This is a genomic window from Xanthomonas sp. F14, assembly GCF_014199865.1.
Genome location: NZ_JACHOM010000001.1, coordinates 604,082 through 616,205, shown reverse-complemented (window position 1 = coordinate 616,205; position 12,124 = coordinate 604,082). Strand labels below are relative to the sequence as shown.

10 protein-coding genes are annotated in these 12,124 nt (G+C 67.9%); 7 read left to right on the top strand and 3 right to left on the bottom strand.

The window, feature by feature from the left end; all coding sequences use genetic code 11:
- Nucleotides 1-303 precede the first annotated feature (303 nt).
- The 7 genes from GGR73_RS02705 (at nucleotide 304) to GGR73_RS02675 (ending at nucleotide 8,284) form a co-directional block, all read left to right on the top strand.
- Nucleotides 304-906, top strand: coding sequence for an IMPACT family protein (locus tag GGR73_RS02705; RefSeq protein WP_166771143.1), 603 nt, complete (start codon nucleotides 304-306; stop codon nucleotides 904-906).
- Nucleotides 903-2,672, top strand: coding sequence for an ABC transporter transmembrane domain-containing protein (locus tag GGR73_RS02700; protein ID WP_184455524.1), 1,770 nt, complete (start codon nucleotides 903-905; stop codon nucleotides 2,670-2,672). Before GGR73_RS02705 ends, GGR73_RS02700 begins: the two co-directional genes overlap by 4 nt.
- A gap of 101 nt (nucleotides 2,673-2,773) precedes the next feature.
- Complete coding sequence (locus GGR73_RS02695; protein ID WP_024939324.1) at nucleotides 2,774-3,673, top strand: hydrogen peroxide-inducible genes activator; 900 nt, start codon at nucleotides 2,774-2,776, stop codon at nucleotides 3,671-3,673.
- Between the two features lie 88 nt (nucleotides 3,674-3,761).
- Nucleotides 3,762-5,450 carry an ATP-binding cassette domain-containing protein gene (locus tag GGR73_RS02690; protein ID WP_104543065.1) on the top strand — a complete coding sequence of 563 codons (1,689 nt, stop codon included), beginning with the start codon at nucleotides 3,762-3,764 and terminating at the stop codon, nucleotides 5,448-5,450.
- Nucleotides 5,434-6,519: an HlyD family secretion protein gene (locus tag GGR73_RS02685; RefSeq protein WP_024939322.1), complete on the top strand. Its 1,086-nt coding sequence runs from the start codon at nucleotides 5,434-5,436 to the stop codon at nucleotides 6,517-6,519. The genes GGR73_RS02690 and GGR73_RS02685 overlap by 17 nt, the downstream gene beginning before the upstream one ends.
- Nucleotides 6,516-7,919: a TolC family protein gene (locus GGR73_RS02680; protein WP_184455522.1), complete on the top strand. Its 1,404-nt coding sequence runs from the start codon at nucleotides 6,516-6,518 to the stop codon at nucleotides 7,917-7,919. The genes GGR73_RS02685 and GGR73_RS02680 overlap by 4 nt, the downstream gene beginning before the upstream one ends.
- Nucleotides 7,920-8,071: 152 nt before the next feature.
- Nucleotides 8,072-8,284 (top strand): hypothetical protein, encoded by a 213-nt coding sequence (locus GGR73_RS02675; RefSeq protein WP_184455520.1) that lies wholly within the window; start codon nucleotides 8,072-8,074, stop codon nucleotides 8,282-8,284.
- Nucleotides 8,285-8,555: 271 nt separating this feature from the next.
- Here the strand turns inward: GGR73_RS02675 and GGR73_RS02670 are convergent, their stop codons facing one another.
- The 3 genes from GGR73_RS02670 to dnaJ form a co-directional block, all read right to left on the bottom strand.
- Nucleotides 8,556-9,683, bottom strand: coding sequence for a prephenate dehydrogenase (locus tag GGR73_RS02670; protein ID WP_184455518.1), 1,128 nt, complete (start codon nucleotides 9,681-9,683; stop codon nucleotides 8,556-8,558).
- The gene (gene pdxY / locus GGR73_RS02665; protein ID WP_102580990.1) at nucleotides 9,680-10,588 is read right to left on the bottom strand and encodes a pyridoxal kinase; all 909 of its coding nucleotides are present in this window, start codon (nucleotides 10,586-10,588) and stop codon (nucleotides 9,680-9,682) included. The genes GGR73_RS02670 and pdxY overlap by 4 nt, the downstream gene beginning before the upstream one ends.
- A gap of 334 nt (nucleotides 10,589-10,922) precedes the next feature.
- Nucleotides 10,923-12,050: a molecular chaperone DnaJ gene (gene dnaJ / locus GGR73_RS02660; RefSeq protein WP_024939317.1), complete on the bottom strand. Its 1,128-nt coding sequence runs from the start codon at nucleotides 12,048-12,050 to the stop codon at nucleotides 10,923-10,925.
- Nucleotides 12,051-12,124 lie beyond the last annotated feature (74 nt).

Below are 12,124 nucleotides of genomic sequence, written 5' to 3'. Positions count from 1 at the left end.
AGCGGCGCTGTAGTCATACGTCAGCTGCGTGGAAGTAGCCACGCACCGGGCCATGTCTCACTTATGCGGGCATCGCTCCGGCGCGATGCCGCACCCGGCGGCGCTGCCGTGTCACGCACCGCGTCACGTTGCTCGCCAGGTCGACAGAGTAACGACAGCGCCCTGGCGCAACCGCCCGGGAGCGCGCGCGCTCATTGCGCATCCGTCCGGTCGCAACGCGCTGCCCCCTCCCCCCTGCCGATCTGCAAGCTTGCAACGGCAGTCACGATGGCTGCGGCGTCCGGCGCGACCGGCTCGCATAGAATGGCGACGATGCTCGATACCCTCGCCGCTGACGCGCACCACAGCCTGGACATCAAGCACAGTCGCTTTCTGGCCAATGCTGCGGCACTGGACTCTCCCGCGCAGGCGCTGGAGATCGTGCAGCGCGTGTCCGTTGCCGACGCCACCCACAACTGCTGGGCCTACCGATTCGGGCAGGACTACCGTTCCAGCGACGATGGCGAGCCCAGCGGCACCGCCGGGCGGCCAATTCTCGCGGCCATCGATGGCCAGGGCTACGACCGCGTGGTGGTGGTGGTCACACGCTGGTATGGCGGCATCAAGCTCGGTGCCGGTGGGCTGGTGCGTGCCTACGGCGGCGCTGCGGCCGAATGCCTGCGACTGGCGGCGCGACAGCCATTGATTGCGTTGTCGCTGCTCGACCTGCAATGCCGGTTCGACGACCTGGGCCTGGTGCATGCTGCCTTGAGCGCCTTCCACGCCGACAAGCTGGACGAGCACTTCGACGCGCAGGGCGCGGCACTACGCGTGCAACTGCCGGCCGATCAGCTGGCCGGCTTGAAAACGCGCCTGTGCGACGCCACTCGCAACCGTGTCCATCTCTCATCACCGGAAGCCGCATGAACCAGCCAGCCGCCGCCAGGCCCAACCCGTTGCGGAAGCTTGGCAGCCTGCGCACCTTGTGGCCGTTCGTGCAGCGCCAGCGTGGCCTGTTCGCCGCCTGGCTGATCGCACTGGCCATTTCCTCGGCCGCCACATTGAGCCTGCCGGCGGCGGTCAAGCAGATGATCGACCATGGTTTCTCCGGCGGCTCGCAGATCAACCACGCCTTCGCGCTGTTGTTAGCGGTGGCGGCGGTACTGGCAGTGGCAACGGCCGCGCGCTTCTATTTCGTCGCGTTGCTGGGCGAAAAAGTGGTGGCCGACCTGCGCGGCCGCCTGTATGCGCATCTGATCGGGCTGGACGCCGGCTTCCATGATCGCAGCCGCAGTGGCGAGCTGGTGTCGCGCCTGTCGGCCGACAGCGAGCTGCTGCGCGGGGTGATCGGCACCACCATGTCGGTGGCGTTGCGCAGCTCGGTGACGGTCATCGGCAGCATGGTGATGTTGTTCGTGACCAGCCCGCGGCTGGCCGGCTTCACCCTGATCGGCATTCCGCTGGCGGTGCTGCCGATCGTGCTGGGCGCACGCCGCCTGCAGAAGATCTCGCGCGCCAGCCAGGACCGCGTCGCCGATGCCAACACGCTGGCAGCCGAAACGCTGGGCGCGGTGCGCACCGTGCAGGCGCATGCGCGCGAGCGCTACGAGAGCCAGCGGTTCAGCCAGGCCCTGTTCGCCGCGATCGATACCGCACGGCTGCGCATCCGCACCCAGGCCACCGTGACGGCGGTGGCGATCATGCTGATCTTCGGCGCCATCGTCGGTGTGCTGTGGCTGGGCGCGCACGATGTCATCGCCGGACGCATGACCCCCGGCACGCTGGGACAGTTCGTGTTGTACGCGCTGATCGGCGGCGGCTCGGTCGGTGCCTTGGCCGAGGTCTGGAACGAGTTGCAGCGCGCGGCCGGCGGCATGGGCCGGGTCGGCGAACTGCTCGACGAGCAGCCGGCGATCGTCGCGCCGGCCACGCCGCAACCCTTGCCGCAGCCGCTGCGCGGCGCGATCCATTTCGATCAGGTGGTGTTCCATTATCCGCAGCGCCCCGATGCCCCGGCGCTGGATGGCTTCGACCTGCATGTCCATCCGGGCGAAACCGTGGCGCTGGTCGGGCCCTCCGGCGCCGGCAAGAGCACGGTGCTGGCGATGTTGCTGCGCTTCCACGACCCGGTCAGCGGCAGGCTGCGTATCGACGAGGTGGACCTGCGCGATACCGACCCGGTACTGCTGCGCGAACGCATCGCCCTGGTGCCGCAGCAACCCACGCTGTTTGCCGCCAGCGCCGCCGACAACATCCGCTATGGGCGCCTGGATGCCAGCGATGCGGAGGTGCAAGCCGCCGCCGCGGCCGCCGAGGCCGACAGTTTCATCCGCGCGCTGCCGCAGGGCTACGCCAGCGAACTCGGCGAGCGCGGCACGCGCCTGTCCGGCGGCCAGCAGCAACGGGTGGCGATCGCGCGCGCCTTGCTCAAGGACGCGCCGATCCTGCTGCTGGACGAGGCCACCAGCGCGCTGGATGCGCAGAGCGAACGCGCCGTGCAGCAGGCGCTGGACCGGCTGATGGAAGGCCGCACCACGCTGGTCATCGCCCATCGCCTGGCCACCGTGCTCAAGGCCGACCGCATCGTGGTGATGGATGCCGGCCGCATCGTCGCGCAGGGCACGCACGCGCAGTTGATCGCCGAAGGCGGCCTGTACGCGGAGCTGGCGCGGCTGCAGTTCATCGATCAATGACGCCTGGGTGACACCGGCGTGTGCTGTCATGCCAGCGTGTCTGCGGCAGCAGCCCGGGCCGATCCTGCGCCCCCACGCGCCCCCACCTGACGACGTCACGCATGCCCCGCCCCAGAACCACCATTCGCCAACTCAGTTATTTCGTCGCGCTCGCCGACACCGGCAGCTTCACCCGCGCCGCCGAGCAGATGGGCGTGTCGCAACCCTCGCTGTCGCAGCAGATCCGTGCGCTGGAAACCATCGTCGGCGCCGCGCTGTTCGAACGTGGCGTGCCGGCCATCCTGACGCCGTTGGGGCGCGACCTGCTCGAGCGCGCGCGCAGCATCCTGCTGGACGTCGCCGATCTGGAAGAGGTCCGCGCCACCTCGGCCGACACCTTGATCGGCACCATCCGGCTGGGCGTGTCGCCCACGCTGGGCGCCTACCTGATGCCGAGCCTGGTGGCGCGCCTGCACCGCGAACATCCGGCACTGCGCGTACACGTGCGCGAAGGCCTGCCGACCGCGCTCGCCAGCGGCCTGGCCAGCGGCGTGCACGACCTGATCCTGGCGCAATTGCCGGTGGCCGGGCGCGGCCTGCACAGCGAGCGGCTGTTCCGCGAACCGCTGCACGTGACCATGGCCGCCGATCATCCCTTGCGGGCCAAGACCTGCATCACGCCGGCCGATCTGCGCGGCGCCAACCTGCTCACCTTGATGCCCGAGTACCGCCTGGCCGAACAGGTGGCGGCGATCGCCATGGACGTCGGCGCCAATGTGCTGCGCGATTACGAAGGCACCAGCCTGGATGCGATCCGCCAGATGGCCGGGATGGGCATGGGTCTTGCACTGCTGCCAGACCTGTATGTGCGCCAGGAAATCCGCGAGGGCGACGATGTCGTGGTCCGGCCGATCAAAGGCGGACGCTACTATAGGGAGATCGGGCTGTTGTGGCGGCAGGGCGCAGGACGCGCGCCGGCCTTCGGCCTGATCGCCGATCTTCTGCGTGCGGTGGCCGCATAGGAAAATCCTATGCCTCGAATAAGTGCTGCGGCCTTGTTCGCCAGCTGCAACTCGTCAATGCTTCATTGAACTCATCAACGGAAATCGAATGGCGGGCAAGCAGATCGGATGGCGGGAAGCGGGAGCCTGGCTGGCGGAAATCGTCGGGCCGGACATGCCCTATGTGCGCCTGGCCATGGTGTACGGAGTCGCGATCAGCCTGCTGTCGCTGGCCACGCCGATCTCGGTGCAGTTGCTGATCAACAGCGTGGCCAATACCGCGCTGGCGGCGCCGCTGTGGACCCTGTCGAGCCTGTTGCTGGGCCTGTTGCTGCTGGTCGCCGGCCTGAGCGCGATGCGGGTGTGGATCATGGCGCTGTTCGAGCGCCGGCTGTTCGCACGCGTGGTGTCGGAAATCACCGTGCGCGCGGTGCATGCGCAGAATCCGTTCTTCGCCGACCAGAACCGCGGCGACATGTTCAACCGCTACTTCGATCTGGTGGTGGTGCAGAAAGCGGTGCCGAGCCTGGCCATCGGCGCCTTCACCATCGTGCTGCAATCGGCGGTCGGGCTGATACTCACCAGCTTCTACCACCCGTTCTTCCTGGGCTTCAATGCCTTGCTGCTGCTGGTCATCTTCGGCATCTGGATGATCTGGTCGCGCGGGTCGATCCGCACCGCGGTCGACCTGAGCCATGCCAAGCACGAGGCCGCGCGCTGGCTGGAAAGTGTCGGCGGCTCCAACGGCTTCTATAAATCCAGCCGCCACCTCAACTTCGCGATGGACCGCTCCGAGTCCGTCACCGCCGCCTATGTCGACCGGCATCGGCGCCACTTCCGTTACAGCTTCACCCAGACGGTGGCGTTCCTGCTGGTCTACGCGATCGCCAGCGCGGCGCTGCTGGCGCTGGGCGGCAACCTGATCCTGCGGGGCGAGCTGTCGATCGGCCAGCTGGTGGCAGCCGAGCTGATCCTCAGCGCGGTCTTTTACGGCATCTCGCAACTCGGTGCGTACCTGGACGCGTTCTACGACCTGGTGGCCAGCTCCGAGGAACTGTCGCTGCTGTTCGCCATCCCGCAGGAACGCGCGGTCGTGGCACCCGGCAAGACGCCCGGCAACAGCGCGGTGCGCCTGGACGGGGTGGTGATCGACGGCGCGCGTTTCGATTTTTCGCTGGCTGCCGGCGAGCAGTTGGTGACGATCGCCGATGGCGGCGCGGAGCGGCTGCTGGCGATGATCCTCAAGCGCCACGTGGTCCCCGATCGCGGGCTGGTCATGGTGGGCGGTGCGGACCTGGCCACCTTCGACATGTATCTGCTGCGCTCGGAAGTGACGGTGCTCGACCGGCCGACCATTGTCGAGGTCACCATCCGCGAATATCTGGCGCTGGCGTCGGCCGATGTGAACTCCGAAGCGATGCTGGAGGCGATCGATGCGGTGGGCTTGCGCACCCGTATCGCCGCGCTGCCGCAGGGCCTGGACACGCGGCTGGCCGCCTCCGGCTACCCGCTGTGGATCGGTGAAGTGATGGCCTTGAAGCTGGCCAATGCGCTGCTGGTGCGCCCGCGCGTGCTGATGCTGTCGCAGCTGTACGACCTGATTCCCGCCGACCGCCTGGCCGGCGTGCTGCGACGCCTGAAGGCGGCCGGCACCACGGTGCTGCTGTGCACCGGGCGGCCGGAAGACATCACCCTGGATGGCTGGTTCCACCTGCAGCCCGAGCGACAGCAGCGCTTTGCCACCCGCACCGAACTGGTCGCCTCCACGCAGGAGGCAAACGATGCAGCACGCTACTGATCGCAACGCGCACTTCCCCACCCTGGCGGCGATGCGCCCACCGAGCATTGCCAAGGCGCTGGCCTGGATGCTGCTGATCGGCATTGTCATTGCCAGCGCGATCCTGGCGCTGGCGCCGTGGGTGCAGACCGCCAGCGGCAAGGGCCAGGTGGTGGCGCTGGATCCGGGCGACCGCCAGCAGCAGGTCACCGCCTTCGTGCCCGGCCGGGTCGAGCGCTGGTATGTGCACGACGGCCAGCATGTCTCGCGCGGCGATCCGATCGCGCGTGTCGGCGACCTGGACCCGGATCTGCTCGCCCGCCTGGCCAGCGAGCGGGCCCAGGTGCAGGCGGAAATCACCGCGATCCAGCAATCGCGCGCGGTTGCCAGCATCGATGTGGCACGCAGCAGGCAATTGCTCGCCGAGGGGCTGGCCGGCCGCCGCGACTTCGAGCTGACCCAGATCAAGGTCGCCGAGGCCGATGCCAAGCTGGCCGAATCGCGCGCCAAGCTGACCCGCATCGACATCCAGTTGAACCGCCAGTCGGCGCAGTTGGTGCGCGCACCGCGCGATGGCCGCGTGCAGCAGCTCAACGCCGCCAGCGGCAGTGCGATGGTCTCGCCCGGCACGGTGCTGGCGGTGATCGCGCCGGAGCGGGTGGAGCGCGCGGTCGAGCTGTATATCGACGGCCGCGACGTGCCGCTGATCCGCCCCGGCCGCCCGGTGCGGCTGGAGTTCGAAGGCTGGCCGGCGATCCAGTTCAGCGGCTGGCCGTCGGTGGCGCACGGCATGTTCGATGGCCGCGTGCGCGCCATCGACCCCAATGCCGCGCCCGACGGCCTGTTCCGCATCCTGGTCGAACCGCAGCCGGGCAAGCCGGCCTGGCCGGCGCAGGAATTCGCCCGCCAGGGCGGCAAGGTGCGCGGCTGGGTGCAGGGCGAAACGGTGAAGGTGGGCTACGAACTGTGGCGCCAGCTCAACAATTTCCCGCTGGAGTTTGGCCGCCGTCCGGCAGCGACGACGACGCAGGATGAGGGCAAGGCCAAGGCGGCGCCCAAGGCCGAAGACGACGAGACCGGCAAGAAATGATCCGCCGTCTTGTCGCCTTGCTGATCGCGCTCGTACCGGGCGTGGTCGCCGCCCAGACCACCCCGCTGACGCTGGACGAAGTGCTGCGCTCCTCTGCACGCGCTTCCCCGCAGATCGTCGAAGCGCTGGCCAAGGTCCGCCAGGCCGAGGGCAAGGGCATCTCGGCCGATGGTGCGTTCGATACCGTGTTCGATCTCGACGGCCGTTCGCGCGAGGCCGGCTACTACGACGGCAGCACGATCGAAAGCACCGTCAAGCGTCCCTTCGATGACAACGGCGGCTACTACTACGGCGGTTACCGCTCCTCGCGCGGCGCGTTCCCGGTCTACGAAGACAAATCCTACACCGACCGCGGCGGCGAAGTGAAAGTCGGCGCGCTGTATGCGTTGCTGCGCGACCGCGTGGTCGACGAACGCCGCACCCGCCGCAGCGTTGCCGGTGGCGATATCGATGTCGCCCAGTACGAAGCGCAAATGGTCGCCATCGGTGTGCAACGCCGCGCGGTGGATGCCTACCAGAGCTGGGTCGCGGCCGGCCTGAAGCTGCGCGCGTACAACGACCTGCTGCAGCTGGCCGAGCAGCGCCGCAATGCGATTTCCCGGCAGGTGACGCTGGGCGCGCGGCCCACCATCCTGCTGACCGAGAACGACCAGAACCTGGTCCGCCGGCGTGCCCTGGTGGTGCGCTCGGAGCAGGACTTCGCCAACGCCGCCAATGCCTTGTCGCTGTACCTGCGCGACGATGCCGGCATGCCGTTGATCGTCTCCACCGAGCGCCTGCCGGCCGATACATCGGCGCTGGAAGGTCTGGCCGGTGCCAGCAGGATCACCGCGCCGGTGGAGCGCCCCGATTACCGTGCGGTGCTGACCCGGATCGACCAGGCCACCGCGCGGCTGATGCTGGCGCAGAACGATCTCAAACCACGCCTGGATGTCAGCTTCGAGGTCAGCAAGGACCTGGGGGCGCCGGGTGTGGGTGGCCCGAACCGCTCGCCGACCGATGCGATCATCGGCTTCCGCTTCAGCGTGCCGCTGGAAAACCGCACCGCCAAGGGCAAGGTCGCCGAAGCACGCGCCGAGATCGAGGCGCTGGATCAGCGCAGCCGCTACCTGCGCGACCAGATCACGGTGGAGGTCGAGTCGATCGTCATTTCGCTCACCGCTGCCGAGCGGCTGGCCAAGATCGCCGACGAAGAACGCAGCCTGGCCGACCGCCTGGCCGTGGCCGAGCGCCGACGCTTCGAACTGGGGTCGGGCGATTTCTTCCTGGTCAATCAGCGCGAAGAAACCGCCAACGATGCCCGCGTGCGCCTGATCGATGCGCAGGCGCGCATTGCCTCGGCGCGTGCCGAGCTGGCAGCGGCAACGGCCGACCGGGACGCGTTGCAGCTGAGCCGTTGAGCAGGCTTCTGGCCGGCTCGCCAAACGGTGCCGCAGTGCGCAATGACGCCCGGGTAACACCTGCCTGCGCATGCTCGCCTGCACCGGCCCGGCGCCGGGCGTGCGGTCCCTGGCGGCTCGCACTGCGACCCTGAAATCCTTCGGAGGTGCGTATGTCTTTCCGGCAATTTCCCGCAATCGGTGCAGATGGCGAGTCCTACGTCATCATCGAATTCCGCGACGAGCTCGAATCCCGCAACGGGCAGCAAGGCCGCATGCAAGCGCATACGGCGCCACGCTACGAACTGCCCGATGGCCGCCGCCTGCAACGGCAGGGCCAGCGCTTCATCACCGCTGGTGGCGAGCTGCGCCTGTCGACGCCCTGAAATAGCACTGGTCATTTTTTGACCAACCTGTCTGTAGTTGTTGCAGCGCAAAGGCTGCGCGCAGTTATCCACATGCTTGTGCAGGTTTCATCCACACCCTGTGTGGATGAAACCGGTCTGCCTTATCCGGCATTGCGCCCAACGACAATCACCCTCGCCCTTGGCGGCATCGCATGCGGTGTCACTCGGCAAGCACATGATCGGTGCCTGACATCTGCACCCTGATGCGGCCATCGACAGCGGGCAAGCCCACGGTCGCCCCGCACTGCTGCTACCCGTTGCGGTCGGAACGCTCCAGCACCCGTCCGATGCCGCTGCGGTCGATTTCGCTGGCCGCCTGCGCCAGCGCGGCGCGATCGCTGCCCGGCTCGAACCCGATGCGGAAATGCAGCTCGCCCACCGGCGTGCGCGAGGAATGGATCGACGACAGGTTCACCCCATGCTGCTCGAACACATGCAGCAACGCACGCAACGACCCGGGCTGGTCTTCCGGCAGATACACGCTCAAGGTCAGCGGTTCGGTGAGGTCGGCCAGCAGGTAGCCCACGCGCTCATAGGTGTAGTTGCCGGCCGCGAGCGATTCGCCCTGCAGCGCCTGCGCGTTGTCGTCCAGGAACCGGGCGCGAAACTGCGCGCGCGCCGCATCGTCGCCCTGCGCGACCAGGGCGCGCAGCTCCTGCAGTTGCAGCAACAGCCGATCGAGCATCTCGCCGACATAGGGGTTGCCGAACTGGATGTCTTCGTAGATTGCCGGATTGAGCGAGAGGATGCGTGCGATCACCGCGGTATCCAGCTCGAACGAGGCCGAGCGATACGGCATCAGCGCGCGCAGCTCGCCGAGCAGCGGCGCGTAGTCGCGCAAGGTGCCGGCCTGCGCCAGATGGGTGGCGTGCACCATTGCCTGTACCAGCGCCATCACGCGGTCGTGGTGCTCGGGCGTGGCGTACACGCACTCGGCCTGCAACGCGGTGCACAGCGCCTGTACCCACGTGGACCAGTGCTGCAGGCGTGCCTGGCAGACCACCATCACCCGCCCTTTCAAAGTGGGCGATTTGGGCGGTGCGGTCATCGGATGCAGACCGACGACCTCGGCCGGCGAGGCCAGCATCGCGGCCACCGGTGCCTGCTTGATCGAGGTGACATCCATCCACAACTGCGACGCGGCACGCGGGCCGGCAAGCGCCACATAGCGCTCGATCAAGCCGGCGGTGTGGCGGATCGGTGCAGAGAAAATCAGCACGTCCGCTCGCTGCGCCAATGTGGCTTCGTCGATGTCGCCGTCAGCTGCCGGATCGAAGCCGATCACCTCCAGCCGCATGCGCGTGCGCAGGAACTGCGCCAGCCAGCGTCCGTAAGCGCCGGCGATGCCGACGATGCCGACCACCGGCTGCGCCATCATGCCAACCGCTCGACGGCAAAGCGCGGTGCGGCCGCGAGTGCGGCCGGCGCGGCGGCCAGCACATCGAACTCTTCGAAGCCTGCAGCCAGGGTCGCTTCCAGCGCGCTGTGCACGCCGCTGAGCGCGTGCCCCACCGCCTGCTCGAACGGCACCTCGCGCAGCAGCAAACCGATCAGCAAGGCCATCAGCACATCGCCGGTGCCGGCCACATCCACCGGCAGATGCGGCGTGGCCCATCGATACACTGCCGCGTTGCTGACCGCCAACGTCACCAGTTCGCCGGTCGCACCGGCCACGCTGTGCGCAAGCACCCATTGCGGGCCGCGCGCCAGCAATGCGCGCGCGGCGACGATGGCATCGTCCTGCTGCAGACTCGGCAAACCGGTCAGGCGCCCGAGCTCGAACGCATTCGGTGTCACCAGCCAGGCATGCGGCAACAGCCGCTCGGCGAAGACGCGCTCCAGTCCAGGCTCGACATACGGGCCGGTGTGCGTGTCACCGATCACCGGGTCCAGGCAATACCGCAGCTGCGGCGCCTGCGGCAAGGTCTGCTCGAGCCAGTCGGCGAATGCTTCGCCATTGGCCAGGCTGCCGAAGTAGCCGGAGACCAGCATGCGCGCACGCTGCGGCAGGCCGCGCTCGGTGGCACCCAGCAACAGGTCAGCCAACCAGTCGGCCGGCAGGATGCGGCCGCGCAAGGTGGCGTAGAACGGCGCGTTGCTCAGCAGCGTGGTGGGCACTTCCGCCACCCGCAGGCCCAGCGCACGCAACGGCGGCACCGCCGCGCTGTTGCCGGCATGGCCGTAGACCAGTTGCGATTGCACCGAGATCACATCGATCGGCGAAGGACCATCCGGGCGCTGGCGGCGACCGTGGACGAGGTGACTGTCGGGGGCATTGTTCATCGCCGCATTTTACGCCAGCGCCACCGCGCGCCCGGCGTCGATCGATGCGCCCACCGTCCGCTCGCCGCTGCACGCGCCGCCACCAGGCCGGTCTGTGCGCCGGCAGCAGTCGCTATTGCTCTTACCTCTGCGGGCTCCCGCCGCAAAAACGCAAATGCCGGCCCCTGAGGCCGGCATTCGTAGGGAGAACTTCGCTCAGCCGTGCAACTCTCCGGGCATTCGGAAGCGGGCATCCGCTCCCACGAATCCAGAATCGCCACACTGGCGCACTACCCCGGCAGGCCGGGCCACACCGCCCTTACGATTCCCCAATCCCGATTCCCGACTCCCGGCCTCAGGACGTCATCCGATCCCAGAAGCCCTTGACGCCATCGATGAACGTGGCCGACTTGGGCGAATGCTTGCGGGCATCCTCACCGGTGAACGTGGCCTCGAACTGCTGCAGCAACGCGCGCTGGTCGGCGGTCAGATTCACCGGCGTTTCGACCACCACGCGGCAATACAGGTCGCCTTCGGTACGGCTACGCACCGAGCGCACGCCCTTGCCGCGCAACCGGAACAGCTTGCCGGTCTGGGTTTCGGCCGGAATGCGGATTTCCGCCTCGCCGCCCAGGGTCGCCACACGCACGGTGTCGCCGAGCGCCGCCTGCGAGATGCGGATCGGCACTTCGCAATGCAGGTCGTCGCCGTCGCGCTGGAAGATCGCATGCTCGCGCACGCGCACCTCCACATACAGATCGCCTGGCGGCGTGCCAGCCGGACCGGCCTCGCCCTCGCCTGCCAGCCGGATGCGGTCGCCGGTATCCACGCCGGCAGGCACCTTGATCGACAGCACCTTGTCTTCTTCCACGCGACCGGCGCCGTGGCAGGTCTTGCACGGATTCTGGATCAACGTGCCGCGCCCGTCGCAATGCGGGCAACTCTGCTGCATGGCGAAGATGCCGCGCTGGATGCGTACCTGGCCGCGTCCGTGGCAGGTCCCGCACACTTCCACCTTGCCGTCTTCCGAACCGCTGCCGTGGCAGGGCTCGCACTCGATCAGGGTCGGGATCTCGATGCGGCGCTCGATGCCGGCGACGGCTTCTTCCAGATCCAGTTCCAACACGTAACCGACGTCGGCGCCACGTCGCGCAGCGCGCGGACCGGCGGCGCCACCGCCGAAAATATTTCCGAAGATATCGCCAAAGATATCTCCCATGTCCGGGCCACCCGGCCCACCACCACCGCCCATGCCGTGCTCGAACGCAGCGTGGCCATGCGCATCGTAGGCACGACGCTTGTTGCCGTCCGACAACACTTCATAGGCTTCCTTGCACTCCTTGAACATCGCCTCGGCAGCAGCGTCGCCTGGATTGCGGTCCGGGTGGTGCTTCATCGCACAGCGCCGATACGCCTTCTTCAGCTCCTCGTCGCTGGCGCCACGGGCAACGCCCAGCACTTCGTAGTAATCGCGTTTGCTCATAAGCCGGTATTGGGGATTCGTGATTTGAGATTCGTTGAAACGCAAAAGCGGACAGCATGCGCTGGTCCGCCTTG

Coding starts and splice junctions, on each gene's coding strand:
- pdxY (WP_102580990.1), bottom strand. CDS start 10,588: ATGAACAATGCCCCCGACAGTCACCTCGTCCACGGTCGCCGCCAGCGC.
- GGR73_RS02705 (WP_166771143.1), top strand. CDS start 304: ATGGCGACGATGCTCGATACCCTCGCCGCTGACGCGCACCACAGCCTG.
- GGR73_RS02685 (WP_024939322.1), top strand. CDS start 5,434: ATGCAGCACGCTACTGATCGCAACGCGCACTTCCCCACCCTGGCGGCG.
- GGR73_RS02695 (WP_024939324.1), top strand. CDS start 2,774: ATGCCCCGCCCCAGAACCACCATTCGCCAACTCAGTTATTTCGTCGCG.
- GGR73_RS02690 (WP_104543065.1), top strand. CDS start 3,762: ATGGCGGGCAAGCAGATCGGATGGCGGGAAGCGGGAGCCTGGCTGGCG.
- GGR73_RS02680 (WP_184455522.1), top strand. CDS start 6,516: ATGATCCGCCGTCTTGTCGCCTTGCTGATCGCGCTCGTACCGGGCGTG.
- GGR73_RS02675 (WP_184455520.1), top strand. CDS start 8,072: ATGTCTTTCCGGCAATTTCCCGCAATCGGTGCAGATGGCGAGTCCTAC.
- dnaJ (WP_024939317.1), bottom strand. CDS start 12,050: ATGAGCAAACGCGATTACTACGAAGTGCTGGGCGTTGCCCGTGGCGCC.
- GGR73_RS02670 (WP_184455518.1), bottom strand. CDS start 9,683: ATGATGGCGCAGCCGGTGGTCGGCATCGTCGGCATCGCCGGCGCTTAC.
- GGR73_RS02700 (WP_184455524.1), top strand. CDS start 903: ATGAACCAGCCAGCCGCCGCCAGGCCCAACCCGTTGCGGAAGCTTGGC.